Raw genomic sequence first — 25,462 nt, forward strand, 5'->3', positions numbered from 1 at the left:
GGACACGGGGGACACCGCGGCCGGGACGCCTTTGATCCCGGCGACGCGAATCGGACACGGGGGACACCGCGGCCGGGACGCCTTTGGTCCGGGCGACGCGAATCGGACACGGGGGACACCGCGGCCGGGACGCCTTTGATCCCGGCGACGCGAATCGGACACGGGGAACACCGCGGCCGGTGTCCGTGATGTCCGAATCGCGTCGCTCGGGCCGGTGGCTGTGGACAGGCGCCGCCCGCCGGACGACCCCGCGGCACCCTGCATGGCATGGACGATCGACTGGCAGCGCTGACCGCCGGACCACAGCCGTTCACCGCTGCCGAGGCCGCGACATGGAACGTCGACCAGCGCACGCTGACGCGCCTGGCTCAGGCCGGCGTGCTGCGCAGGGTCGACCGCGGCGCCTACGTTCCCGCCGCGCTGTGGCGCGATGCGTCACCGGAGCACCGGCATCTGCTCCGGTGCCGCGCCGTGCTGGGTCGTTACGGCGGAGTCGTGCTGAGCCACACCTCGGCGATCGTGGCGTACGGACTGCCGACCCATCGCGTCGACCTCGACGTCGTCCATCTCACCCGCACGCGTCCCGGACGCACGGGACGGGTCGCGCGTCGCCAGCCCGTGCAGGTCCATCCCGAACTGCCGGCGGCCGCGAGGTGTGCGGTCGACGGCCTGCAGTCGTGTACCGCAGCGGTCGCCGTTCTGCAGGTCGCCGACTGGCACGGCGTCGGCGCCGGGATGGTCGTGGCGGAGGCCGCGCTGCACCGCGGGCTCGTCGATCACGAGGATCTCCGGCAGGCGCGCGCGCTCGTACGCCTCGGTCATGGGCGCGCGGCCGCCGCCCTCATCGTCGCTCTGGCCGGCGCCGACAGCGAGTCACCGGGCGAGACGCTGACGCGGCTGGTGCTGCGGGCGCTGGGGCACACGGACCTGCTCCAGCAGGTACCGATCCGCCTGCCGAACGGCCGCACGGCCCGTGTTGACTTCCTGCTGCCCGCACTGGACGTGGTCGTCGAGTTCGACGGCGCAGTCAAGTACGAGGGCGCGCAGGGGCGAGACGAACTCCTGCGCGAGAAGCGCCGCGAAGACGGCCTGCGCGCCACCGGGCTCGAGGTGGTGCGACTGACGTGGCCCGACCTCGATCGTCCGCGACACGTCGGGGCGCTGGTGGACGCCGCCGCGAGTCGCGCGGGCCGTCGCCCCGACCGTCATGTTCCGGACATGACCGCCACTGTCGGTGGTGTTGCTGGTGTCCGGACCACGTCGCTGGAGACTTGACACCGGCCCTCCACGGGCGAACATGTGTTCGTGTCGTCGATCCTGCACGCCGATCTGGATGCGTTCTACGCATCGGTGGAGCAACGCGACGACCGGCGGCTGCGGGGGCGGCCCGTGATCGTCGGCATGGGCGTGGTGCTGGCGGCCAGCTACGAGGCCAAGGCGTTCGGCGTCCGCACGGCCATGGGTGGCGCACAGGCGCGCCGGCTGTGTCCGCAGGCGGTCGTGGTGCCGCCACGCATGCGCGCCTACACGGAGGCGAGCAGGGCAGTGTTCGAGGTCTTCGACCACACGACCCCGCTGGTCGAGGGTCTGTCGATCGACGAGGCGTTCCTCGACGTCGGGGGCCTGCTCCGGACGGCCGGGACGCCCCCGGAGATCGCGCGTCGCCTCCGACGCGACGTGCTCACCGAGGTGGGCCTGCCGATCACGGTCGGTGTCGCCCGCACGAAGTTCCTGGCCAAGGTCGCCAGCGCCGTGGCGAAGCCGGACGGGCTGCTGGTCGTCCCGCCGGAACAGGAGCTCGACTTCCTGCACGCCCTGCCGGTCGAGCGGTTGTGGGGCGTCGGACCGGTCACGTCCCGCAAGCTCCGCGATCGAGGGATCACGGCGGTCGGCGAGGTCGCGCATCTGCCCCTCGCCGCGCTCGAGTCGATGCTGGGTACCGGTGCCGGACGGCACCTGCACGCACTGGCGCACAACCGTGACCCGCGTCCCGTGCACGTCGGGCGCCGGCGCCGGTCGATGGGATCCCAGTGCGCGCTCGGCCGCGGCGCCACACCGTTCGACGAGATCGAGGTCGTCCTGATCGGTCTGGTGGACCGGGTCACGCGGCGGATGAGGACGGCCGAGCGCGTCGGCCGCACGGTCACGTTGCGGCTGCGCTTCGACGACTTCACGCGCATCACCAGATCGCACACGCTGGTGACGCCGACCGCGGCTACGCCGCCGCTGCTGGCCACGGCCACGGCGCTGCTGCGCACCGCCGGACCGCTGATCACCGCGCACGGCTGCACCCTGGTCGGGGTCTCGATCGCCAACCTGACCAACACCGGCGCGGAGCAACTGGTGCTGCCGTTCGAACGCGAGACGGCCCACGCGATCGATGCCGCCGTCGATCAGGTCCGCGATCGCTTCGGCACGAAGGCGCTGTCACGCGGGGCGCTGTTGGGCCGCGACATCGGCATGTCCGTACCACTGCTTCCCGACTGACAGTGAGAATGCCGTCGGCCCGGCACACCGGGCGCGTGGTGGCCGTGCGTTGCTACGGTGCTCCCATGACGACGCCCACGACCGCGGTGCCGGACGGCGTGCCCGCGATCCACGACATCAGCGCCCCCCTGCGGCCGGAGCTCGTGACCTGGCCCGGCGTGGTGGAGCGGTTCGCCCGCACGGAGGTGGCGTCGTTCGCCGCCGGCGACGCGATGCGCGTGTCGCACCTGCAGCTCGGCGCCCACGCGGGCACGCACATCGATGCGCCGTCACACTTCCTGCCGGACGGCGGTGGCATCGAGACACTGCCGTTGGACGCCCTGATCGGCCCGGCCCAGGTCATCGACGTGCCCCGTGACGTCCGGCTCATCACCGCCGACGTGCTCGCTGCGGCACGCATCCCGAGCGATGCCGCACGACTGCTCGCGCGGACCGCGAACTCGGGATGGTCCGCGCATGCGACCACGTTCGATGAGCAGTACGTGGCGCTCGACGCCGGAGCGGCACGGTGGTGCATCGACCGGGGGATCCGCCTGGTCGGCATCGACTACCTGTCGGTCGAGCCGTTCGACGCGGACACGCGTGACTACCCGGTGCACAAGGCACTGCTCGGAGCCGGCGTCGTCGTGCTCGAGAGCCTGGATCTCGCCGATGTGGTCGCGGGGCCGTACGAGTTGACGGTCCTGCCCCTGCTCATCCCGGGCTCGGACGGCTCCCCGGCGCGCGCCCTGCTGCGCGCGCCGTAGCCGGCGTCGCACGGCGCACGTGACTGGTCACGCCTGCCGGTCGTGCGCTCCGGTCGAGTCCGCTGCGTGGGCAGTACCACCGACCGACGCCGTTCGGTTCGGCGCGCCGGTTAACGCCACGGCGGTAGCCGAACGCCACATCGCCCGCCCCACCGCGCCGCGTCAACTGCCCGCCACATCGCCCGCCCCGCCGCGTCGCCCGCCCCAACGCGCCGCGTCAACCGCCGCGCCGCGTCAACCGCCCCGCCGCGCCATCGCCTGCCCCGCCGCGCCATCGCCCGGACCGCCCGTCAACCGCCCCCGCCGCGTCGACCGCCCCGCCTCAGTCGCCGCGTCCCGTCACCGCCAGGTGCACCCCCAGGCCGATCATCGTCAGGCCGCCCAGACCGCCGAGCCGTGCCAGGCGCTGCGGCGAGCGGGAGAACCACCGCCGCGCGGTGCCCGCCGCCAGGCCCCACACGCTGTCCGACACGAGCGCGATGCCGACGAAGACCAGGCCGAGCATCGCCATCTGGATTCCGATCGGCGCACCGGCGGCGCTGACGTACTGCGGAAGGATGGCGGCGAAGAACACGATCGCCTTGGGGTTGGCCACACCGACGATGAACCCGTCGGCGACCACCGAGCGCACCGACCGACCACGTCCCGCCACGTCGACCACGCCCGAGAGTCCGCCCCGGTGGCGGATCGCCTGGATCCCGAGCCACACCAGATAGGCGGCGCCGAGCAATCGGACGGCACCGAGCAGCACGATCGACCGTTGCACGATGGCGCCGAGTCCGACGGCGACCAGCAACACCTGCACGTACACGCCCGCGGCGTTGCCGGCCACCGTCAGCAGCGCGGCGCGACGGCCCAGCGCCACACCGCGGCTGACCACGAACATCACGCTGGGACCCGGCACGACGATGAGGACGAAGGACAACGCGGCGAACGCGACGACGGAACCGACAGGAGGCATGGGATCATGCTGCCACGACAGCGGTGGACGTGATCGGAGACGTCGTGGAGCAGATGCCCGGCTACGCCGAGGAAAACCGTCGGTACTGGGACGCGCAGGCCGACAGCTACATCGCCCGCGGCGAGCGCTCGTGGGCGACCGACATCCCCACCTGGGGGGCGTGGAGCGTCGCGGACGAGCACGCCCCGCTGCTGCCCGACGATCTGACGGACGCCGACGTCATCGAGCTCGGATGTGGCACGGCCTACGTGTCGGCGTGGGCGCACCGCCGGGGCGCGCGCCGCGTGGTGGGGATCGACCTGTCCGCGAACCAGCTCCGCACGGCGCGGCGTCTTGCCGACGAGCACGACGTCCCCTTGATCCTGCACCACGGCCCCGCCGAGCACGTGCCCGAGTCGGATGGTGCGTTCGACCTCGCCATCAGCGAGTACGGGGCGGTGCTGTGGTGCGAGCCGACAGCCTTCCTCGCCGAGGCGGGGCGGCTCCTGCGCGACGGCGGCACGTTGTCGTTCCTGACCGCGCATCCGTTGGCCACGTCGACCGCTCCACTCGACGGCAGCGTCCCGTCCGGGACCGAACTGGTGCGCCCGTGGTTCGGCGGCCACCGCTACGACTGGCGCGACGCGGTCGACGATCCCGGGGGCATCGAGTTCGTGCCCACGGTCGGCGAGTGGTTCGCGCTCGCCAGCGACGCCGGGTTCCGGGTCGACGACTATCGCGAGATCCAGGCGCCGGACACCGCGGCGGAGGGCCTGCACGAGGCCATCACGACTGCGTGGGCCAACCGCTGGCCGGCCGAGCACGCCTTCTGGCTGACCGCGTTGCCGCTCCCGGACGACTGTCGCGACCCACACGGACGGTCCGCGACGACCGATCCCGGGATCACGCGATCGTGATCAGTGCCACAGCGATCAGGGCGAACGCCACCGCGACCGTCTGCGGTCGCCCCAGACGCTCGGCCAGCAGCTGGCGCGCGAGCATCACGACGACGATCGGATAGAGCGACGTCAGCAGGGCCGAGATCGTCAGCAGTCCCGTGCGGGTCGCGAACAGGAAGAGGATGTTCGCGAGCATGTCCAGGGCGCCGGAGACCGCGATCAGCGACAGTGCCGACCGCGACGGCAGCGCGACACGACCGACCGCCGCGATCACGGCGAGCAGCACGAGGGACGATCCGCGTGCGCCGATGAGCGGCCACAGACCGGAACCGTCGGGCGTGCGGTCGAGCAGGACGAAGAACACGCCGAAGCCTGCACCGCCCAGCAGGGCCAGCGCGGGCCCCGCCGACAGCACCGTGTGGCGCTCGACGCGCCGGCCGCCAGCCACGATGACGACCGCCACGACGCCGAGCACGATGCCCACGGTCGCCAGCGGCGAGGGGCGCTCGCCGAGGACCACCCCGGCGGCGACCGGCACCATGACGCCGGCCACCGACGCGAGCGGTGCCACGACACCCATCGGTCCGAGCGCGAGTGCGCGCAGATAGGCGACGAGCCCCAGGGCACCGGCGATCCCGGCCAGCGCGCCGGACGTGAACGCGGCCGGCGACGGGGTGCCGGGCAGCAGGCCCATGAGCAGCACCAGGACGACCACCCCCACCGCCTGGGACACCAGCGTCACCGACACGGCCGGCGTCCGCCGGGCGGCGAGCCCACCAGCGAAGTCAGCTGCGCCGAACGTCAACCCCGACCCCAACGCGAGCAGCAGCGACATGGCACACCTCCGGTCGGCGACGAACAGTTCACTGCACCTTTTGGTGCACTTCGCTGACCCTAGTGGACGGCGTCCGACGGTGCAATGCATTGACCGTTCGGTAGAGTTCGCAGGACCAGGGAGGTGTGATGCAGGACTCGGAGGTGCTGGCGGCGGCGATCGGACGCAACGTCCGGCGGCTGCGACGTCAGCGCGACCTCACGCTGGACGGCCTCGCCGACCGCGCCGGGTTGAGCAAGGGCACCGTGATCGGCGTAGAGCAGTCGCGGGCGAACCCGAGCATCGCGACGCTGTGCAGCCTTGCCGACGCGCTCGGCGTCGGCGTGGCCACGCTGATCGATCCCGGCAAGGACCCGCGGGTGAGCATCAAGCGCAGCGTGGACACGCCGGCACTGTGGACGAGCGTGCGGGGCAGCCGCGCGTTGTTCCTGATGGGCACCGATCCGCCCGACATCGTCGAGCTCTGGGACTGGCACCTCGCGCCGGGCGACAGCTTCGACGGCGACGCGCATCCCGAGGGGACCGTCGAGGTGCTCCACGTGCTCGACGGCGCCCTGGCCGTCACGGTCGGCCCCGAGCGGCACGAGCTCGGCACCGGCGACACCGTGCTGTTCGACGCGGTGCTGCCACACAGCTACGTCAACCCGGGCGGCACCGCCAACCGGTTCGTCATGAGCGTGGTGCAGCCGGGCGAGGCGTACCTGGTGCCTCCCGCGCAGATCGAACCCGCCGAGCAGCACTGACCACAACGCGTCGATCCGACGGGGCGTGAGTCCGGCTCGGCACGGATCCGTCGCAGGCCGACCGGTCCGGCGAGGGGCGTCCGCTACGGCGCCAACACCGGCGGATCGACCTCCAGCGCGACCAGTGCGGCGTCCGCCGCGGACCCGCGCAGGCGGCGCTTGTTGGCGGCGTACACGGCACGGGGCAGCTCCGCCAGCGCCAAGGCGCGCGCGACCGCGCGCGACCGCACCTGGTCGGCGGGCGCCAGCTCGTCGACGAATCCGACGTCGAGCGCCTCGCGCGCGTCGACCAGACGGCCCGGCAGCACCAGGCGCTCCAACCGGTCGGCGCGCACCGTGCTGCGCGCCAGGTCGACGACCCACTGCGGCAGCACCAGCCCGATCGCCGTCTCGTTGAGGCCCCAGCGGTGGTCGCCCTCGGCGGCGACCACGTGGTCGCACGCGAGCGCCAGGATCGTGCCCGCCGCGATCGCGTGTCCGGTGGCGGCCATCACGACCGGGCGGGGCTCGGTCCACAACCGCATCGTCGTGCTGGTCAGCGCGATGGCCAGCTGTTGCAGTTCGGCGGGCGGCGCGGACAGCTGTGCGCGATCGAGCCCGGCCGACAGCACGCCCTCCCGTCCGCAGAGCACGATGGCGGCGTCGTCGGCACACGCGTCCAGCGCCTCGTCGAGCGCGGCGAAGGCGTCCACGTCGAGCGCGTTGACCTTGCCGTCGTCCAGCGTCACGACGGCGACACCGTCCTCGACGACCCTGGTGATGCTCACTGGGCGCTCCTGTCCCACACGGCCGTCGCGTCCGCGCGTGTCAACACCTCGACGGTACCGTCCGGCCCTCCCAGCAGGATCTCGTCGGCGAGACCGAGGAACAGACCGTGGTCGACCACACCGACGGTCGCTTCCAGCTCGCGTGCGACGGTCACCGCGCTGATGTCACCGGGCAGCACGAACTCCAGCACCAGGTTGCCCTCGTCGGTCACGAGCGGCTGACCCTGGTCGGTGCGCACCGTGACCTCGCCGAAGCGCTGCCGGAGCCGACGGCGTGTGTCGGCCCAGCCGAACCGCACGACCTCGACGGGCAGGGTGCACTGCTCTCCGAGGCGCCCGACGCGCTTGCTGGCTTCGGCGACCACGACGAACCACCTGGCGGCGACCGCGATCAGCTTCTCGCGCAGCAACGCGTTGCCGTGCCCCTTGATCAGTCCGAGATCGCCGGCGACCTCGTCGGCGCCGTCGATGTAGCGGTCGGGTCGCACGTCACCGTCGAGCTCGACGACCACGAAGCCGTACCATCCGGCGATCCACTGGGTCGTCGACGAGGCGGTCACGACGCGCAGGCCGCGGAGGTCGTCGCCCCGCCCGAGCAGCTCCATCGTCGCCCAGAGGGCCCGCCCCGACCCGAGGCCGAGCACCGTGTCGCTCCCCGCGGCGTCACGGACCGCCTCGGCCGCCGACGCGGCGACCGCGGCCCGGGCGGGATCGTCGAGCAGGGCGGCGACGTCGTCGCGGTCCTGCGGTTGCCACGACCGTTCCATCGCTGCCTTTCGTGCCACCGGATCCGTCGCCGTGGGTACGGTACTCGTCCGATGGCAACCACGACCACGCCGGCCCTCACCGTCACGACCGTGGACTACCACACCGCGGGTGAGCCGTTCAGGATCGTCACGGGCGGTGTTCCGCCGCTGGAGGGCGCGGACGTGCCCGCACGCCGCCGGTTCGCCGCCGACCGGCTCGACGACGTGCGCCAACTGCTGGTCAACGAGCCGCGGGGCCACGCCGACATGTACGGCTGCTTCGTCACCGAGCCGGACGACGGCGACGGCGATCTGGGCGTGGTGTTCTTCCACAACGCCGGCTACTCGACGGCCTGCGGGCACGGGACCATCGCGCTGGTCACCTGGGCGCTGGAGAACGGCGTCGTGCCGGTCACCGGTGCGCGGACCACCGTGACCGTCGACGCCCCGTCGGGCCGCCTCGTGGCGACGGCGACGGTCGACGGCGACAGGGTCCGCGCCGTCAGGTTCACCAACGTCGCGTCCTACCTGGAGGCGACCGAGGTCCGCGTCACCGTGGACGGCAGGCGGCTGGGACCGGCGATCGCGTTCGGCGGTGCGTTCTACGCCGTGCTTCCCGCTGCCGACGTGGACGCGACCGTGCGCGCGGAGGACCTTCCGGCGCTGATCAGGCAGGGACGGTCGATCAAGGCCGCGATCGAGGCGCAGCGCACGACCGTCCATCCGGAGCGGCGGGAGGTCCGCGACATCTACGGCGTCATCTTCACCGACCGGACCAGGTGGGAGCGCGGCGCGCTGCACCAGCGCAACGTCGCGATCTTCGCTGACGGCGAGGTCGACCGCTCCCCCACCGGCAGCGGCGTGTCAGCGCGCCTCGCCCTGCTGGACGCGACCGGCGCACTGCCCCGTGGGACCGAACTGGTCACCACGGGCATCGCCGGCCAGGCGTTCACCGGCAGGGTGACCGGCGACGCGCGCGTCGGTGACCATCGTGCGGTGGTCACCGAGGTCAGCGGTGCCGCCTACCGGACGGGTGCGCACGAGTTCACGCTCGACCCCGACGATCCGTTGGGCACCGGGTTCCTGCTGCGATGAGGAACCCGCCGCCCTTCATCGACCGCGAGGCGCTGCTCCGAGCGCTGCCGATGCGCGCCGCCGTCGACACCCTGGAGCAGGCGTTCGCCGCCGACGACGCGATGGCACCGCCACGCACCCACCTGGACGTCGGCCGCGGTGATCTGCTGCTGATGCCCGCCGCGTCACCTGCCGGAGTGGGCGTCAAGCTGGTGACCGTCACCCCAGGCAACCCCGCCCGCGGGGTGGATCTGATCCACGGCGTGTACGTCCTGTTCGACCCCGACATACGCGCGCCGCTCGCCCTGATCGACGGCGCGGCCATGACCGGGCTGCGCACGGCGGCGGTGTCGGGCCTGGCCACCCGACACCTGGCACGCGCCGACGCGACGCGGCTTGCCGTGTTCGGCGCCGGCATGCAGGGCCGGGCGCACGTGACGGCGATGCGAGCAGTGCGGGAGATCACGCACGTGACGGTCGTGTCGCGCACGCCCGCCGGGGCGCACGCACTGGTCGACGAACTGTCGGCCGAGGGCATCGCGGCGAGCGTCGGCGGACCCGCCTCGGTTGCCTTGGCCGATATCGTGTGCACCTGCACGACCAGTCGGTCGCCCGTCTTCGACGGCGCGCTGCTCCCCGACGGCGTCCACGTCAACGCCGTTGGTGCCTATCAGCCGACGGCCCGGGAGCTCGACACGACCACGGTCCGTCGCGGGCGGCTGCTCGTCGAGGACCGCGCGGCCGCGCTGGCTGAGGCCGGGGACCTCGCGATCCCGATCGCCGCGGGCGACCTGGCACCCGACGACATCGTCGCCGACCTGCGACAGGTCGTGCGGGGCGCGGCGGTGCGACGGTCGGACGACGACGTGACGGTGTTCAAGTCGGTGGGGCTCGCGATGGAGGACCTCGCGATCGCCGCTGCGGCGGTCGCCCGCCACCACGGGGACGAGTGACCGCGCCCGCGTCGCCGCGCGCGGACGTCGCCGCAACCGCGTCACCGCGCCCGCGTCGCGGCGCGCAGACGTCGCCAGGGTGGGGCGTGCCCGGGCCGCGGCACGGCGTTTGCGGCGCGTGGTCGACTGGAACGAACCCGGACACACTCCCTCCAGCGAGGAGGCCGTCATGGCCAGGCGTTCGTCCCCACCATTCCGAGCCGATCACGTCGGGTCCCTGCTGCGACCCGCAGCGCTGCTACAGGCGCGCGAGGACCACCGTGCGGGCAAGATCAACGACGAGGAGCTGCGTAGCGTCGAGGACGCCGCGATCTCCGAGGTCGTGCGGATGCAGGAGGAGGTCGGCCTGCAGTCGGCCACCGACGGTGAGTTCCGGCGCGCGTCCTGGCACATGGACTTCATCTACGCACTGGGCGGCACCCGGCGCACCGACGATCGCATCACCGTGTCGTTCCGCAACCGCGAAGGTGGGATGGAGTTCGACACCGCCGCGCTCCGCGTCGACGAGCGGATCACGCTGGAGCGCCCGATCTTCGCCGAGGCGTTCACCTACCTCCGCGACCAGGTGACCTCGACAACGCCCAAGCTGACGATCCCGTCGCCGAGCATGATCCACTACCGCGGCGGGCGCGCCTCGATCGACGAGACGGTCTATCCCGACATGGAGCAGTTCTGGAGCGACCTCACGTCGGCGTACGCCGAACAGGTGCAGGCCATGTACGACCTGGGGTGCCGCTACCTGCAGTTCGACGACGTCAGCCTCGCGTACCTCAACGACCCCGAACAGCGGGAGCACGTGCGCCGGATGGGCGGCGACCCCGATCACCAGCACGTGGAGTACATCAGGCACATCAACGAGGCGATCGCGGGGCGCCCCGACGACATGGCGATCACGACGCACATGTGTCGCGGCAACTTCCAGTCGTCGTGGGTCGCCGAGGGCGGGTACGACCACGTCGCGGAAGCGCTGTTCACCGAGCTCGACGTCGACGGGTTCTTCATGGAGTGGGACGACGAGCGCTCCGGCGGGTTCGAGCCGCTGCGGTTCGTGCCGCCGGGCAAGCACGTCGTCCTGGGACTGGTGACGACGAAGTCCGGCGAGCTCGAACGTCCCGACGACCTCAAACGGCGGCTCGACGAGGCGTCGCGGTACGTCGACCTCGATCAACTGTGCCTGTCGCCGCAGTGCGGGTTCGCCTCGACCTCCGAGGGCAACCGCCTGAGCTACGACGACGAGGTCGCCAAGCTGCGCCTGGTCGTCGACACCGCGGCGGACGTGTGGGGTTGACGCCCGCTGCCGAGCTCGACCAGCCCGACGACTGGACCGAGCCCGGCGCGTACCCGGTCGCGCCCGGCATCGTCCGGATCCCGCTGCCCCTGCCGTCCGACGGATTGCGCGCGGTCAACGTCTACGCGCTCGTGGCCGATGACGGACTGGTGCTGATCGACGGCGGCTGGGCGCTCGAGGCGTCCCGCCGCCAGCTGACGCGGGCGCTGGCGGAGCTCGACCGTGAGCTGGGCGACATCACGCGCTTCCTGGTCACCCATGTGCACCGCGACCACTACACGCAGGCGGTCGCCGTCCGCCGTGAGCTGGGCACGCGCGTCAGCATGGGTGTCGGCGAACGCCCGTCGCTCGAGCTGATCCACGCCCCCGACCGTCGCGCGCTGGATACCCAGGCGCGGCGGATGCGCGCCGCCGGTGCGGACCCGCTCGCCGAGGCGCTGCTTCGACGTCGGGCGTCGCGCCCGCTCGACCTCGCCGACTGGGCGCCGCCGGACGACTGGATCGACGACGATGCCGCCCTCGTCGTGGGTGACCGCCGGCTCCGGGCCATGCGGACGCCAGGGCACACGCAGGGACACCTCGTGTTCGCGGACACGGTCGGCGGAGTGCTGTTCGCGGGTGATCACGTCCTGCCCCACATCACGCCGTCGATCGGCTTCGAGCCCGTCGACGCGCAGCTTCCGCTCGGGGACTACCTGCGGTCGCTGGCCGCGGTGCGCGAGCTGCCCGACCTGTGGCTGCTGCCGGCGCACGGGCCGGTGACCGACAGCGTCCACGCCCGCATCGAAGCCCTGGTGAAGCATCACGACGAACGACTCGATGCGACGGTGGACGCGGTCGAAGCGGGCGCGGTGACCGCGTACGACGCGGCCTGGCGGCTGCGGTGGACCCGTCGGGGACGGGCATTCGACGATCTCGACGTCTTCAACCAGATGCTGGCGGTCAGCGAGACGCTGGCGCACCTGGAGCTGCTGGCGGTGCGAGGGCGCCTGCACCGGGTGATCCAGGACGGCGTCACCCGGTACGCCCCGCCGCGCGCCGACGGCTGAGCGCTTGACACCGCTCCAGCGACGCGAAACGGACACGACGGACACCACCGACGGTGTCCGTCGTGTCCGATACGTGTCGCTCGACGCCCTGGGGCGGCTCGCTCGACGCCCTGGGGCGGCGGGCGCGCCGCACCATGGACCTCGACCGGGCGGGCGGCGTGCGGTACGGTCACCCTCGGCGTGTCCCACGCCGGACCTCCTGACCGGGCGCCCGCGCCGCCCGGCGGACGCGGAGGCGAAGGGGATCGATGTCCTCGGGTCCGATGTCCGGTCGTGCCCTGTCGACCGGTGGCTGGTGAACGGCGCGCGGGGCCCGCGCCGAGCCACCGGAGGGATTCTCGACATGACCGCACACAAGCACCTCAAGGCACGGATCCGTGCACGCATGCACCGGACCGGCGAGTCCTACATGACCGCACGTCACATCGTGCTGTCGGCACGCCCCGGCAACACGTCCGACGGCACCGCCGACGCGGCCCTCGATCTGGGCGGCGTCACACCGGAAGCCGCGACGCTGCGCGTGCTCCTCACGGCCGTCGGGGCGACGGCACCCCACACCGGCCAGCCGTGGTCGGAGGCGATGCTGTTCGGCCTGACCGGCGGCGTCGGCGTGGCCGTGCACACGTTCCGGTACGAACGCGACGACGTGTCGACCCTGTTCGTCGGGGCGCGTCGGCCCGACATCGCGGACGGCATGGTCGCCGGCCTCGATCGCCTGGGCATCGCCCACACCGTGCATGAGACAGCGGGCGCCCGTACCGCGGCCACGCAGTTGCGGGGCGCACTGACCGCGTACGGTCCCGTCGCGGCATGGGTGGACGCCGCGACGTTGGGCACCCGCGGGATGCCCGCCTCGTGGGAGGGTGGCGCGTACCACGTGCTCGCCGTCCTGGGCGTCGACGACGACGCGGGCACGGCGACGCTCGCCGACCTGACCGCCGCACCCGTCGTCGTGGCATCCGAGCAACTGGACGCCGCCCGCGCACGCATCCGCAAGCAACGGCACCGGGTCCTCGCCGTCACCGCCGTGCCGGACGAGGACGTCGGGCTCGACGCAGCCGTACGCGACGCGATCGAGGCGTGCCACGCCACGCTCACCGGAGGCCGCGCACGGGCCATGAGGATCGATGCCCTCGACGACCTCGCCGCCCGAATGGTCGGCGACGGCCGTGACGGCTGGGCGCAGATGTTCCCGCCCGGACGCCACCTTTGGACGGCCCTGACGTCGCTGCACCTGTTCGTGGAGCACTACGGCACCGGGAGAGGGTTGTCCCGGCCCCTGTATGCGGCGTTCCTTCGTGAGGTTGCCTCGGCGACAGGTGTGCGCGGAGCCGACGAGGCGGCGGAGCACTACGACGACCTGGGTCGGCAGTGGCGCGCGCTCGCCGTGGCCGCACTGCCGGATGGGATCGACCTGCTGGCGCAGGCCCGACGCCTGCAGGACGAACGCGCCGCGCTGTATGCGGCGTCAGGTGCCGGTGCGGTGCAGCGGCTCTCGGCCATCTGGCAGCGGCTCGACGCCCTCGGCGCCCATGCCGCCGACGCGTTCCCACTGGATGCCGACGGCGCCGCCGGGCTGCGCGCGGAGCTCGCGCGCCGGATGCGGCTGATCGCCGCGGCCGAACGCGATGCGGCCACGCTGCTGGAGCGGGTCGCCGACGGCTGAGCCGTCGAGCTCGGGCCCCAGCGATGCGAAACGGACACGAGGAACACCGCCGGCGGTGTCACCGCTGTCCGATACACGTCGCTGAGCCCGCGGGCGAGGAGCCCGCGCCCGTCAGTTGCGTCCCGGTTGATCGGCGAAGAAGCGCAGCATCTCGGCCGACGCGTGCGGTCCCTTCGGGTCCGTGTGCGAGCCGCCCGGGTCACCCCCGGACCAGGCGTGGCCGAGGCCGTGCACGGTCCACGCCTCGGCGAGCACCCGCCCGTCGGGCGCGTGGTGGACGCGGCGCGTGGACACGCGTCCACCGTCGGTTCGTTCGTGCACGCTCACCAACGGCCGGGAGGTGTGTGCCGTGGCGTGCGCCACCGCGTGCTCGGCGTTGCGGGGGTGCACCGTGCGGTCCGCGTCGCCGTGGAAGACGATCGTCGGGACCGGCCTCGCGGCCCGCGACGGGGTGCCGCCACCCTTCATCGCCTGCAGCGCGGACGACAGGTCGTGCGCGCTGCGGTACGGCAGCCCGGAGTGCGCGCCCACCGCGGCGAACAGGTCGGGGTAGACCGCCGCCAGCACCAACGCCATCGCGCCGCCCGCCGACATCCCGGCAACGAAGATGCGGTCGGGATCGATCGCGTGATCGGCGACCACGGTGCGGACGAGCTCGGCGATGATCGAGGGCTCGCCCCGACCGCGCAGCTGGTCCTGCGCCCGGAACCAGTTCCAGCAGCGCGAGGGGTTGGCGTCGTTCGTCTGCTCCGGGTACGCGACGAGCATGCCGTGGCCCGCGGCGAGCGTGTGCATCCGGGTGCCGGTCGAGAAGTCGTCAGCATCCTGCGTGCAGCCGTGGAGCATGACGATCAGGCCGGTGGCGGTGGCCGACGGGACCTCCAACCGGTAGCGCCTGCTGCCTGCCGGGGTCGTTACCGTGTCCTCGATGGTCGACGTGGACCTGTCGGACGCGGGGGACCGCGTCTCGACGCGTGTCGGGCCGGGGTCCGATGTGCGCTCGGTGTGGATCACGGTGGCCTGCACCCGACGCGGCGTGTCAGCGGACGGCTGTCGCACGTTGGATCCGGAGCGGGGACGGCCGCTGGCCGACCGTGGAGAGCCGGTGGGTGGTGCAGTGGCCTGCGCGGACGATCTGCCGAGAGACCGCTGGATCAACGCCGTCGCCTCACGGATCCGACCGGAGCGGGTGAGCTGTGTCGCGCGATGCATCCACAGCGGGGTGCGGTTGCCGGTCGGCGGGTCGTGCGGTCGCGGCATAGATGTCCTCCTCGGGGCGTCGGTCAGCTGATGCGGTCGGCCAGGGCGCGGCGCACGTGCGGTGGCGCTCGGAACGCACCGAGCACCTCGACCGCCTCGATCGTGTCGGCGGCGAGGTCGGCGGTGACGTCGTCGGCGATGGTCGCCAGCCCCAGCACCCGGATCTGCAGTCGCGTGCCCGCGGCGCGTGCCTGTTCGAGCTCGGCGCGGGTGATGTGGCGCAGCCCCAGGGTCATCGTCCGACGATCGACGGTGCGGCGGACCGCCTCGTCATGGCGCAGCAACTGGTTGCGGATGGCCGTCCTGATGAAGTCGGTGCGGTTGGCGTAGAAGCTCTCGGCAACGAGCAGGTCGATCTGTCCGAGATCAACCAGCCCGAGATTGACCGTGATCTTCTCCGTTTCGCTCATCGGCCGCCGTCCGATACTCCGTTCGCCATCCGAGTGGATGGTATACGGATGTTCGGCTGTGCGCCAGCCCTGGACGTGATCAGTGGAATGTCGACCCCAGGTTGTGTGTTGCACCGCGCATGCGCACCTTCGCGATCACCTGGGACTACCGCTGCCCGTTCGCCCGCAACGCCAACGAGTTCGTCGTCGACGCCCTGCTCGGCGGCGCCGACTGGGACGTCACCTTCGTGCCGTTCTCACTCGGCCAGGTCCACGTGGCCGACGGCGAGACGCCCGTGTGGGACCGGCCGGCCGACGATTCGGGCCTGCTCGCACTGCAGGTCGGCACCGCGGTGCGCGACATCGACCCGCAGCGGTTCCCGGACGTGCACCGCGACCTGTTCGCGCTGCGCCACGACCTGGGCGGCAACCTGCGCGACGCCGACCGGCTGCGTGAGATCGTGACGCGCCATGAGGTCGACGCCGGCGCGGTCTTCACCCACGTCGCCGACGGCCGGGCGCTCAAAGCGGTCAGCGAGGCGCACGAGGCCGCGGCCGCCGAGCACGACGTGTGGGGCGTGCCGACGCTGATCTGCGGAGACCGCGCAGTCTTCGTCCGCCTGATGCACCGCTCCGACGGTGACGCGGGGACGGCGGCGGCGACGGTCGAGCGCCTGCTCGACCTGATGGACGGCTTCGTCGACCTCAACGAGTTCAAGCACACCCGCATCCCGCGCTGAGCGCAGCGCCGGGTGAGGGCGAGCGCCAGCGAGCCGGCGGGCGGGGATCGATTAGGCTCGGCGCGCACGAGCGACAGGAGTGCGTGGCTGATGGTGTCGGAGCTGTTCGATCCCGATCACTGGCGACCCGTTGACGGGTTCGCCGACCTCGATGACGTGACCTACCACCGCGCGGTCGATCAGGGCACCGTGCGAGTCGCGATCGACCGGCCCGAGGTGCGCAACGCGTTCCGGCCGCGCACGGTCGATCAGTTGCACCGCGTGCTCGACCACGCCCGCCAGACGCCTGACGTCGGCTGCGTCCTGTTGACCGGCAACGGCCCTTCACCGAAGGACGGCGGCTGGGCGTTCTGCTCCGGCGGTGACCAACGCATCCGCGGGCACGACGGGTACCGCTACGCGGAGGGGGACACCGCCGCCTCGATCGATCCGGCCCGGAGGGGGCGCCTGCACATCCTCGAGGTGCAACGTCTGATCCGCTTCATGCCGAAGGTCGTCATCTGCGTCGTGCCCGGATGGGCGGCCGGTGGCGGACACTCGCTGCACGTCGTGGCCGACCTGACGATCGCCAGCCGCGAACACGCTCGCTTCAAGCAGACCGACCTCGACGTCGCGTCGTTCGACGGCGGGTTCGGGTCGGCGTACCTGGCCAAGCAGGTGGGCCAGAAGTTCGCCCGTGAGATCTTCTTCCTCGGCAACGAGTACTCCGCCGAGGATGCCCACCGCATGGGCATGGTCAACGCGGTCGTCGACCACGCCCGGCTCGAGGCCACCGCCCTGGCATGGGCGGCCAAGGTCAACGGCAAGAGCCCGACGGCGACCAGGATGCTCAAGCTCGCGATGAACCTGACCGACGACGGGTTGGTCGGCCAGCAGCTGTTCGCCGGCGAGGCGACACGCCTGGCCTACATGACCGATGAGGCGCAGGAGGGTCGCGACGCCTTCCTCGAGAAGCGCGACCCGGACTGGTCGAGCTTCCCGTACCACTACTGACACGACGCGTGCAGGTCCGCGACGCTGTCGCCGACCACACTCCGGCCGGTTCCCGGTGGGCCGGGGCCATCGCGGCCGGGAATGCGGCCGCTTCCTGGTCCAGCCGGCCACCAACCGACGGCGCGCACGTGCCCGGACCGACGACGAGTCGCTCGGCTCCGCAAGGACGCACGCTCTCGGTCCGGCCACTCGTCGCGTCCCACGACGGCATGAAGCCGTGCCTGCACGACCGATCATGACGTCATGACCGGTACGCGCCCGTCATGCGCGTTGGAACTCGGGGGTGCCGGGCGCGCGGTGGCCACCCACAGCAGCGGCGGGATGACCAGCAGCGTGGCGACCAGCGCGAGCGCGATCATCACGGCCGTCAGCAGGCCGTAGCTGGCGAACAGCGGCATCGGCGCGAACGCCAGGATCGCGAAGCCGGCGATGCTCGAGACCGCCGACGCCACCAACGCCGTGCCCGTGCCCTCGCCCGCGGCGCGCAGGGCCGACTCGCGTTCGCCTCGGTACGCGAGCTCCTCGCGGTAGCGCATGACGAGATGGATCGCGAAGTCGATGCCGACGCCGATCGAGATCGCGCCGATCGTGGCGGTGACCAGGTTGAGGCTGTAGCCCCAGGCGTACATCAGCGCGTACAGCCGGGTCACGACCAGCAGGATCGGCACGACGCTGATCAGCGCCGAGCGCAGCGAGCGCATGACGATCCCCGCGACCAGCAGGCCCGTGTCGAGGTCGACCACCCCGTCGTCGTCCCTGGCGAACCGCTCCGAGTCGAGCTGTCGCACGTCCTCGGCGAACCGGTCGAGCGCCGCCACCGCGGCGGGGTCGCGCAGGTCCGCCTCGATCGACACGACCGCCGGTTCGCCGCCCTGCTCGCCCACGTGCCCGCGAGCTTGTCGAGGCCGACGACGAAGTCGGTGTCGGCCGCGAAGAAGTCACGCACGTCGAACTCGGTCGGCACGCGCAGCGCGGCGCCCGCCGCCACCGCAGTCACCGCCGCCGCCAGCGACAGCACGATCACCGATCGGCGCGCGACCACCATGTTCCCGAGCACGGCTCGCGAGCGGGACAGCGGGGCGCGATGCCGGCCAGCGGGTCCGTTGTAAACTTTACGGTGACAAGTTATGGCGTGGAATGCCCTCCGTCACCACCCCTGTCACCGACCGACGTCGGGAGCCCCGCTGTGACCACCTCTCGGGCGGACCACGCCTACCACCACGGCAACCTGCCCGAGGCCCTGCTGGACGCGGTTGCCGACATCGTGGATCAGCGAGGCGTCGACGCCGTCAGCGTCCGGGCGGCGGCGCGGCACGTGGGCGTGTCGCACACGGCCCCGATGCACCACTTCGGCGACAAGCGCGGTCTGCTCACCGCGTTCGCCGTCCGTGGGTTCCGGCGCTTCACCCGCGCGTTGCAGGCGTCCGGCCGGGACGACGATCCCGAGCAGGCACTGCGCGAGTGCGGCGCGGCGTATGTGAGGTTCGCGAGCACGGACACCGCGTACTTCAACGTCATGTTCCGTCCGGAACTGCTCGACCACGACGACCCCGAGCTGAGCGCGGCGGGTGACAATGCGTTCGGCGTGCTGCTCGACCGGGTCGCGAGATGCCTCGAGGCGGGTGACGCGGACGATCCCGAGACCTACCGACTGGCGCTCTACGCCTGGGCGATGGTCCACGGCATCGCCGAACTGTTCGTCGATGGTCCGATGTCGAAGGAGTCCGAGCTGACGATCAACGCGGCCTACGACCTGGTCGCGTCGGTCATGATCGCCGGGATGCGCGCGCAGCCGGGGTGGCGGTCGACGGCGTCCGGCACCGGCTGACGCAGCGGAGCGCCATCCATCCGGATGGTGACCGCGGCGCCGGCGCGATCGAGGACGGCGAGCTCGGCGGCCGAGCGGGCCCGCCGCGAGCGCGAACCACAGGGTGACACGTCGCGCCAGGACGGCTCAGACGGGGATGTCGGCCACGACCGGTGCGCCGCCACCGTCCGTGACATCGAGCACCTGCGCCAGCCACGGGGTGAACTGCTGCGGTCGTTGCTCGAGCGCGGCCCGCACCACGGTGGGCTGCACGAACCGCAGGTCGTCGACCTCGGCCGGATCGGGGGCGTAGCTGGTCAGCGCAGCGGCAGCGCCGACGAGCACGACGTCGTACTCGTGCTCGACCAGGCCGGAGGCGGGATCGTCGGCGCGGTACCAGAAGGCACCCGACACTGCGAGCGGGCCGCAGGCGGCACCGAGCTCTTCGCGGACCCGACGTCGGGCCGCCGCCGTCACGGATTCGTCCGGCCGCGGGTGGCTGCAACAGGCGTTGGACCAGCGTCCGGCGAAGTGGTACTTGGCCTCGGCGCGCCGTTGCAGCAGGATCGCGCCATCGTCGTCGCGCAACATGACCGAGAACGCCAGATGGCGCACGGCACGCTGATGTGCCGCGAGCTTGTCCATCGCGCCGACGACGCCGGCCTCGGCATCGAGCAGCACGACCTGACCGGGACCGCTCATCCGACCGTCGCGACGGCGCGGTCGTGGCCGAGCTGGGACAGCTCGACGTCGGGATGGTCCTCCCGGATCCAGCGCAGCACGTGTTCCGACTCGAACAGCGCCAGCACCTCGTCGTGGCGGTTGGTCACGAGCTGCACCCGGCGGGCGCCCCGCAGACGGTCGGCGTCGGCCGGATCCACCCGGCGGGCCAGCGACCACGGCGCCGGCGCGAGGCTGACCGCGCAGCCGAACTCGTTCGCCATGCGGTGTTCGGCCACCTCGAACTGCAGTTGGCCGACACCGGCGAGCACCGGCTCCTGGTGTCCGAACTCGGGACGGTGCAGCACCTGGACGACGCCCTCCTCGTCGAGCTGCTGGAGGCCGGCGCGGAACTGCTTGTACCGGCCCGTGTCGCGGTTGCGCACCAGCGCGAAGCGCTCGGGTGCGAACGTGGGGATCCGTGGGAACCGCACAGCAGGACCGTCGTAGAGCGTGTCACCGACCTGAAGACCGGCGGCGTTGACGACGCCGACGATGTCACCGGGCATCGCCGAGTCGACTGTGTTGCGGTCCTGGGCGAAGAGCTGATGCGCGTATTTGAGCTGGAACGGTCGGCCGGTCCGCGCCAGCGTCGCCGTCATGCCCCGGTCGAAGCGGCCCGAGTTCACACGGATGAAGGCGACCCGGTCGCGATGGCGCGGGTCCATGTTGGCCTGCACCTTGAACACGAGCCCCGAGAACGGCGCCTCGACCGGTCGGTCGTCACCGCCGGCGACCGGCTGCGGCGCCGGCGCGGGCGCCAGGTCGGCGAAGCGCTCGAGCAGCATCCGCACGCCGAAGTTGGCCAGCGCGCTGCCGAAGAACACCGGTGTCTCGGTGCCGGCGAGGAACGCATCGCGGTCCAGTGTCAGCCCCTCGAGGTCGAGCAGTGCGAACTCCTCGGCCGCCGCCTGCCAGCGATCGGGCGGGCACGCCCCGGGGTCGGCGTCGGCGAACGGCTCGCGGCGCTCGCCGCCGACGGTCGCGCCGTGGTCGGTACGTTCGAAGCGGACGAGGTCGCCGGTGGCGCGGTCGACGATGCCCGCGAAGTCCCCGCCGTCAGCGACCGGCCAGGACAGCGGCACCGGGCGCAGTCCGATCTTGGCGGTGATCTGGTCCAGCAGCTCGAGCGGCGGCAGTCCCGGGCGGTCGCACTTGTTGACGAACGTCACGATCGGCAGCCCGCGGTCGCGACACACCTTGAACAGCTTGAGCGTCTGCGGCTCCAACCCGCGCGCGCTGTCGAGCACCATCACCGCGGCATCGGCGGCGCACAGGGTGCGGTAGGTGTCCTCGCTGAAGTCGGCGTGTCCCGGCGTGTCGAGCAGGTTGAAGCACCACCCGCCATAGGTGAAGTGCAACGCGGTCGACGAGATCGAGATGCCGCGCTGCTGCTCGAGCTCCATCCAGTCGCTGGTCGTGGTGCGCGCCTGCTTGCGCGACTTGACCGCACCCGCCTCCTGCACAGCGCCGGCGAACAGCAGGAACTTCTCCGTGAGCGTCGTCTTGCCGGCATCGGGGTGGCTGATGATCGCGAACGTGCGTCGGCGGGACGCGGCGGCGCGCACATCATCGGTGTTCGCGGACGACGGTGGGCTGGATGCCACGGTTGGGCTCACCTCGACAGGCTCGAAGGACGCGTGATGCGGCCGGGTCAGCGACCCGGCCGCATCCTCATGGTAGCCACACGGCGTGGCGCGGCATCGCATCGTCACGCCCCGCGTGCTTCACCGGGAGGCGGCGATCCCCTGGATGGCGATCACGTGCGGATCGTTGCGCAGCCGGTCGATGGCCCGCATGCGCGTCGGGCCGATGCTGCCGACCGGCATGTCCAGAGTTCTCGCCACCCTGGCGTACGACGGCCGGGTGTGCGCCATCAGCAGGCCCATCAGCCGCTGGTGCCGGTCGGACAACCCGGCCACGGCGGCCCGGACCGCAGCGTGCTCCTCGGCATCGACCAGCTCCTCCCCCGGTGCAGCGAACGCCGGCGTGCCCTCGTCGATGTCCACATCGTCGGTCGGGCGCTCCCGACCGGCCATCCGCAGCAACCGCAGGCACTCGCGGCGCGCGGTCGTCGCGATCCACGCACCGATCCGCTCGGGCTGACGGATGCCGTCGATCGACTCGAACACGCGCAGCCATGTCGTCTGCACGACGTCGGACACGTCGTCGCAGCCCAGGCGGAACGACCGTGCGATCCCCACGATCAGTCCGTCGAAGCGCGCGATCAGCTCCTCCCAGGCGTCGCGCTCGCCGGCGCGCGCCTGCATCACCAGGTTGGCGACCTGTGCGTCCATGTGCGCTCTCCCTCCCGCACCGGTCCCCCCATCCGAGGTTCACGATCGCCGACCGGCGGGCGCGGCGCGTCAGGGACGGTCCCTAGTCCCCAGGGCCGTGTGACGCGTCGGCCCGGGGTCGGATCAGGGAGTGCGCAGCGCCGCGGGCATGACCTGGCAGATGTCAGCCACTCGTTGGGATCAGACGGAACAGATGCTGAGAAGCCCATGGCCTGCCGACGCCGTCATCCATTACCATCCGTGAAGATGTCGCCATCGTCCGCAGTCATGGGCTGACGGGGCTCCGGGGGCGTGAGCATGACGGAGCTCCTGGGGCGCGCACCCGAACGTGCGCGCCTGCGCAGCATGCTCGACGACGTCCGCGGCGGCGACAGCAGGGCCGTCGTCATCCGGGGCGAGGCCGGCATCGGCAAGAGCGCGCTGCTGTTGCACGCCGTGGAACTGGCCGAAGAGTTCGTCGTGCTGCGTACGACGGGGTACGAGTCGGAGTCCGAGATCCCGTTCGCCGGGCTGTCAGACATCCTGCGACCGATCACCGGGCACATGGCGTCGCTGCCGCCGCCGCAGCGTGCTGCGCTCGAGAGCACGCTGGCGCTCGCGCCGACCGAGCGCACCAGCCACTTCGCAGTGTGCGCGGCCACGTTGGGGATCCTTGCAGCGGTGGCCGAGGACGGCCCGGTCCTGGTCGCGGTCGACGACGCGCACTGGATCGACCCGTCGTCAGCGGAGGCCCTGCGGTTCACCGCACGGCGTCTCCACGGCGAGGGCATCGCCATGCTGCTCGCGGCGCGACCCACACCACGTGATCACGTCGTCGACGCGGGGATCCCGACATTGGAGCTGGACGGGCTGGACGACGACGCGGCCGGTCGACTGGTCGACCGCCACGCCCCGCACGGCGTCAGCGACGCGGTGCGTCGCCGCCTTGTCGAGACGTCGCGCGGCAACCCGCTGGCGCTGACCGAGATCCCGACGCTGATCCGCGACGACGGTCCGCCCGGTCGCATGCCGCTGCCCGCCGGCGCGTCCCTCGAGCGCGTGTTCGACGCGCGCCTGGGGGACGTGCCCGTGGCGACCCGTCGTGCGCTGACCATCGCCGCGGCCGACCAGTCCGGCGAGCTGACGCCCATCACGTCGGCCCTCGACCAGGCCGGCCTGGGCATCGTCGCCCTCGAGCCAGCGGAGCGTGGACGGATCGTGGCAGTCGGCGACGGCAAGGTCAGCTTCCAGCACCCGCTGCTGCGATCGACCGCCTACCACGGCGCATCGCTGGCCAGCCGGTGCGCCGCCCATCGTGCACTCGCGGACGCGTACGAGCTCGTCCCCGGTGACCGGGCTGCGGACGCGCGCGCGTGGCACCTCGCCGCGGCGGCGTTGGCTCCCGACGACGAGGTGGCGTACGCGCTGCACGACATGGGGGCCCGCGCGCGCGTACGCGGCGCCTACGTCGAGGCGGCCAGAGCGTTCGAGCGCGCCGCTGAGTTGACACGGGCGTCCGAACCGCGGATCCGGCGCCTGACCCAGGCCGCCAAGTGCTGGCAGCTGGCGGGCCGGGTCGGCCGTGCCGGCCGATTGCTCGCCGACGCGCCCGACGCCGTCACCGACCCCGTCGCGCGCGCCGAGGTCCAGCACCTCCGCGGCTACGTCCGCATGTGGCAGGAGGCGCCGGTGGGCGTGACGCCGCTGCTCGAGCGCGAGGCCGAGGCCGTGGTCGACCTGGATCCCGATCGCGCGGCACGGATGCTGGCCGACGCCGCCGTGCCCGCCTTCATGCTCGGGGAGGTCGGGACCGCGTTGGCCCTGGCCGAGCGGGCGCGACGCGTCAGCCGCCGGGGCGGTACGACGACCCGTCGCGTGGCCGACGTGATGCTGGCCGTCTGTCGCGCCACCCACGGGGACCGGCACGGCGCGCGCGAACTGCTCGAGCCCGTCCACAGCTGGCTCGAGGGGCAGTCGACGCTACGGCGCGCGCAGGAGACCATCTTCACGGCGATGATCGCGATGTGGCTGGAGGACCTGGAACGCGCGGACGCGCTGCTTGAGCGCCTGACGTCGGAGTGCCGACAGCACAGCGCGCTGGGAGTGCTGCCGTATCCGCTGGCACTGCGCTCGGGGGTCGACCTGCGCCTCGGCCGCTGGCAGCAGGGGGTGGCGCGCGCCGCAGAATCGGTGCAGCTGGCACAGGAGACCCACCAGGCCAACGCCTACGGCGTGTTCTTCCTCGGTCACCTGTACGCCGCGCGTGGGGACCACGCCGAGGCGGAGGAGCACCTGTCACGGGCAGAGCACCTCGCGGACAGGTACCGCATCGGCTGCATGCCGCTGTACACGGCTGCCGCGCGCGGGTTGCTGGAGCTCGGTGACGGCGACATCGACGGCGCCGCCGCCCGCCTCACCCGGCTGCGCGACGACATGCACGGGATGGGCGTCGCCGACGTCATGCTGGTCCAACCAGCCGGCGATCTGGCCGAGGCGCTCGTGCGTTCCGGACGGACCGACGAGGCGGCGCGCCTGATCGACGACGAGGTACAGCCGGCGGCACGTGACGGGTCCGTGCGGGCGGCCTGGACGCGGGAGCGCATCCGCGGGCTGTCCGACGGCACCCTCGCCGGCGTGGCGCACTTCGACGCAGCCCTCGAGCTGCACCGGATGCTGCGCTGGCCCTTCGAACGCGCACGCACGCTGCTGTGCTACGGCGAGGTGCTGCGCCGCAACCGTCGGCGCACCGATGCACGGACGCACCTGCGCACCGCGCTCGACCTGTTCGCGCAGCTCGGTGCCGCGACGTGGGCCGAGCGCGCCCGCGTCGAGCTCGCGGCGACCGGTGAGCACATGACCTCTCACGTGGTCGGCGGCGACGTGAAGCTCACACCGCAGGAGCTGCAGGTGGCCCTGGCCGTGGCGGAGGGCGCGACCAACGCCGAAGCCGCCGCGTCACTGTTCCTCAGCGCAAAGACGGTCGAGTACCACCTGAGCAAGATCTACCGCAAGGCCGGCCTGTCGTCGCGCGACGAGCTCGCGGTGCTGATGTCGGCCGCGGCCTGAGGCGGTCCGGGCCGGCGG

General features: G+C 72.2%; 24 protein-coding genes. 14 read left to right on the forward strand and 10 right to left on the reverse strand.

All coding sequences use genetic code 11. The features are described 5' to 3' along the window. Positions 1–267 precede the first annotated feature (267 nt). The 3 genes from VFZ70_06605 to VFZ70_06615 all read left to right on the forward strand — a co-directional run bounded on the left by VFZ70_06605 (position 268) and on the right by VFZ70_06615 (position 3,233). Complete coding sequence (locus tag VFZ70_06605) at positions 268–1,275, forward strand: type IV toxin-antitoxin system AbiEi family antitoxin domain-containing protein (protein HEX6255466.1); 1,008 nt, start codon at positions 268–270, stop codon at positions 1,273–1,275. Positions 1,276–1,305: 30 nt separating this feature from the next. Next, positions 1,306–2,487 (forward strand): DNA polymerase IV, encoded by a 1,182-nt coding sequence (gene dinB, locus VFZ70_06610; GenBank protein HEX6255467.1) that lies wholly within the window; start codon positions 1,306–1,308, stop codon positions 2,485–2,487. A 65-nt stretch (positions 2,488–2,552) separates the two neighbouring features. Then, complete coding sequence (locus VFZ70_06615; GenBank protein HEX6255468.1) at positions 2,553–3,233, forward strand: cyclase family protein; 681 nt, start codon at positions 2,553–2,555, stop codon at positions 3,231–3,233. A gap of 322 nt (positions 3,234–3,555) precedes the next feature. On the opposite strand, the gene VFZ70_06620 is transcribed toward VFZ70_06615, so the two are convergent. Then, the gene (locus VFZ70_06620) at positions 3,556–4,194 is read right to left on the reverse strand and encodes a LysE family translocator (GenBank protein HEX6255469.1); all 639 of its coding nucleotides are present in this window, start codon (positions 4,192–4,194) and stop codon (positions 3,556–3,558) included. 23 nt (positions 4,195–4,217) lie between these two features. On the opposite strand from VFZ70_06620, the gene VFZ70_06625 reads away from it, so the two are divergent. Continuing rightward, positions 4,218–5,090 carry a methyltransferase domain-containing protein gene (locus VFZ70_06625; protein ID HEX6255470.1) on the forward strand — a complete coding sequence of 291 codons (873 nt, stop codon included), beginning with the start codon at positions 4,218–4,220 and terminating at the stop codon, positions 5,088–5,090. Here the strand turns inward: VFZ70_06625 and VFZ70_06630 are convergent. Next, positions 5,077–5,907, reverse strand: a complete 831-nt coding sequence (locus tag VFZ70_06630) for a DMT family transporter (GenBank protein HEX6255471.1) — start codon at positions 5,905–5,907, stop codon at positions 5,077–5,079. The two genes, VFZ70_06625 and VFZ70_06630, sit on opposite strands and share 14 nt — an antisense overlap. A gap of 128 nt (positions 5,908–6,035) precedes the next feature. On the opposite strand from VFZ70_06630, the gene VFZ70_06635 reads away from it, so the two are divergent. Next, entirely contained in the window at positions 6,036–6,650 is a 615-nt protein-coding gene (locus tag VFZ70_06635) for an XRE family transcriptional regulator (GenBank protein HEX6255472.1), read from the forward strand. Positions 6,651–6,733: 83 nt separating this feature from the next. On the opposite strand, the gene VFZ70_06640 is transcribed toward VFZ70_06635, so the two are convergent. Both VFZ70_06640 and rpiA read right to left on the reverse strand, forming a co-directional pair. Beyond that, the gene (locus VFZ70_06640; GenBank protein HEX6255473.1) at positions 6,734–7,417 is read right to left on the reverse strand and encodes an enoyl-CoA hydratase-related protein; all 684 of its coding nucleotides are present in this window, start codon (positions 7,415–7,417) and stop codon (positions 6,734–6,736) included. Next, complete coding sequence (rpiA, locus tag VFZ70_06645) at positions 7,414–8,202, reverse strand: ribose 5-phosphate isomerase A (GenBank protein ID HEX6255474.1); 789 nt, start codon at positions 8,200–8,202, stop codon at positions 7,414–7,416. Before rpiA ends, VFZ70_06640 begins: the two co-directional genes overlap by 4 nt. Before the next feature lie 33 nt (positions 8,203–8,235). Here rpiA and VFZ70_06650 point away from each other — a divergent pair, with 33 nt between their 5' ends. From VFZ70_06650 to VFZ70_06670, 5 genes are all read left to right on the forward strand, one after another. Next, positions 8,236–9,258 carry a proline racemase family protein gene (locus VFZ70_06650; GenBank protein HEX6255475.1) on the forward strand — a complete coding sequence of 341 codons (1,023 nt, stop codon included), beginning with the start codon at positions 8,236–8,238 and terminating at the stop codon, positions 9,256–9,258. Next, on the forward strand, positions 9,255–10,190 hold the full coding sequence (locus VFZ70_06655) for a hypothetical protein (protein HEX6255476.1): 936 nt from the start codon (positions 9,255–9,257) through the stop codon (positions 10,188–10,190). Before VFZ70_06650 ends, VFZ70_06655 begins: the two co-directional genes overlap by 4 nt. Positions 10,191–10,359: 169 nt before the next feature. Beyond that, the gene (locus tag VFZ70_06660) at positions 10,360–11,478 is read left to right on the forward strand and encodes a 5-methyltetrahydropteroyltriglutamate--homocysteine S-methyltransferase (protein ID HEX6255477.1); all 1,119 of its coding nucleotides are present in this window, start codon (positions 10,360–10,362) and stop codon (positions 11,476–11,478) included. Continuing rightward, positions 11,475–12,527 (forward strand): MBL fold metallo-hydrolase, encoded by a 1,053-nt coding sequence (locus VFZ70_06665; protein HEX6255478.1) that lies wholly within the window; start codon positions 11,475–11,477, stop codon positions 12,525–12,527. Before VFZ70_06660 ends, VFZ70_06665 begins: the two co-directional genes overlap by 4 nt. A 343-nt stretch (positions 12,528–12,870) precedes the next feature. Continuing rightward, positions 12,871–14,193 carry a DUF4872 domain-containing protein gene (locus VFZ70_06670; GenBank protein ID HEX6255479.1) on the forward strand — a complete coding sequence of 441 codons (1,323 nt, stop codon included), beginning with the start codon at positions 12,871–12,873 and terminating at the stop codon, positions 14,191–14,193. Between the two features lie 111 nt (positions 14,194–14,304). On the opposite strand, the gene VFZ70_06675 is transcribed toward VFZ70_06670, so the two are convergent. Beyond that, entirely contained in the window at positions 14,305–15,252 is a 948-nt protein-coding gene (locus tag VFZ70_06675; protein ID HEX6255480.1) for a PHB depolymerase family esterase, read from the reverse strand. A gap of 224 nt (positions 15,253–15,476) precedes the next feature. Beyond that, positions 15,477–15,863, reverse strand: a complete 387-nt coding sequence (locus tag VFZ70_06680; GenBank protein HEX6255481.1) for a hypothetical protein — start codon at positions 15,861–15,863, stop codon at positions 15,477–15,479. A 119-nt stretch (positions 15,864–15,982) separates the two neighbouring features. On the opposite strand from VFZ70_06680, the gene VFZ70_06685 reads away from it, so the two are divergent. Next, complete coding sequence (locus VFZ70_06685) at positions 15,983–16,582, forward strand: DsbA family protein (GenBank protein HEX6255482.1); 600 nt, start codon at positions 15,983–15,985, stop codon at positions 16,580–16,582. A 90-nt stretch (positions 16,583–16,672) separates the two neighbouring features. Continuing rightward, complete coding sequence (locus tag VFZ70_06690) at positions 16,673–17,575, forward strand: 1,4-dihydroxy-2-naphthoyl-CoA synthase (protein HEX6255483.1); 903 nt, start codon at positions 16,673–16,675, stop codon at positions 17,573–17,575. A gap of 233 nt (positions 17,576–17,808) precedes the next feature. Here the strand turns inward: VFZ70_06690 and VFZ70_06695 are convergent, their stop codons facing one another. Further along, positions 17,809–18,459, reverse strand: a complete 651-nt coding sequence (locus tag VFZ70_06695; GenBank protein HEX6255484.1) for an MMPL family transporter — start codon at positions 18,457–18,459, stop codon at positions 17,809–17,811. A gap of 302 nt (positions 18,460–18,761) precedes the next feature. On the opposite strand from VFZ70_06695, the gene VFZ70_06700 reads away from it, so the two are divergent. Further along, on the forward strand, positions 18,762–19,403 hold the full coding sequence (locus tag VFZ70_06700) for a TetR/AcrR family transcriptional regulator (GenBank protein HEX6255485.1): 642 nt from the start codon (positions 18,762–18,764) through the stop codon (positions 19,401–19,403). A 126-nt stretch (positions 19,404–19,529) separates the two neighbouring features. Here the strand turns inward: VFZ70_06700 and idi are convergent, their stop codons facing one another. From idi to VFZ70_06715, 3 genes are all read right to left on the reverse strand, one after another. After that, a complete protein-coding gene (idi, locus tag VFZ70_06705; GenBank protein ID HEX6255486.1) occupies positions 19,530–20,084 on the reverse strand; it encodes an isopentenyl-diphosphate Delta-isomerase in 555 nt (184 codons plus the stop codon). After that, the gene (locus tag VFZ70_06710; protein HEX6255487.1) at positions 20,081–21,709 is read right to left on the reverse strand and encodes a peptide chain release factor 3; all 1,629 of its coding nucleotides are present in this window, start codon (positions 21,707–21,709) and stop codon (positions 20,081–20,083) included. The genes idi and VFZ70_06710 overlap by 4 nt, the downstream gene beginning before the upstream one ends. A 120-nt stretch (positions 21,710–21,829) precedes the next feature. Next, positions 21,830–22,399, reverse strand: a complete 570-nt coding sequence (locus tag VFZ70_06715; protein HEX6255488.1) for a sigma-70 family RNA polymerase sigma factor — start codon at positions 22,397–22,399, stop codon at positions 21,830–21,832. 297 nt (positions 22,400–22,696) lie between these two features. Here VFZ70_06715 and VFZ70_06720 point away from each other — a divergent pair, with 297 nt between their 5' ends. Beyond that, positions 22,697–25,444, forward strand: coding sequence for an AAA family ATPase (locus VFZ70_06720; GenBank protein HEX6255489.1), 2,748 nt, complete (start codon positions 22,697–22,699; stop codon positions 25,442–25,444). The last annotated feature ends 18 nt before the right edge of the window (positions 25,445–25,462 follow it).

The organism is Euzebyales bacterium, from assembly GCA_036374135.1.
Taxonomy (GTDB): Bacteria; Actinomycetota; Nitriliruptoria; order Euzebyales; family JAHELV01; genus JAHELV01.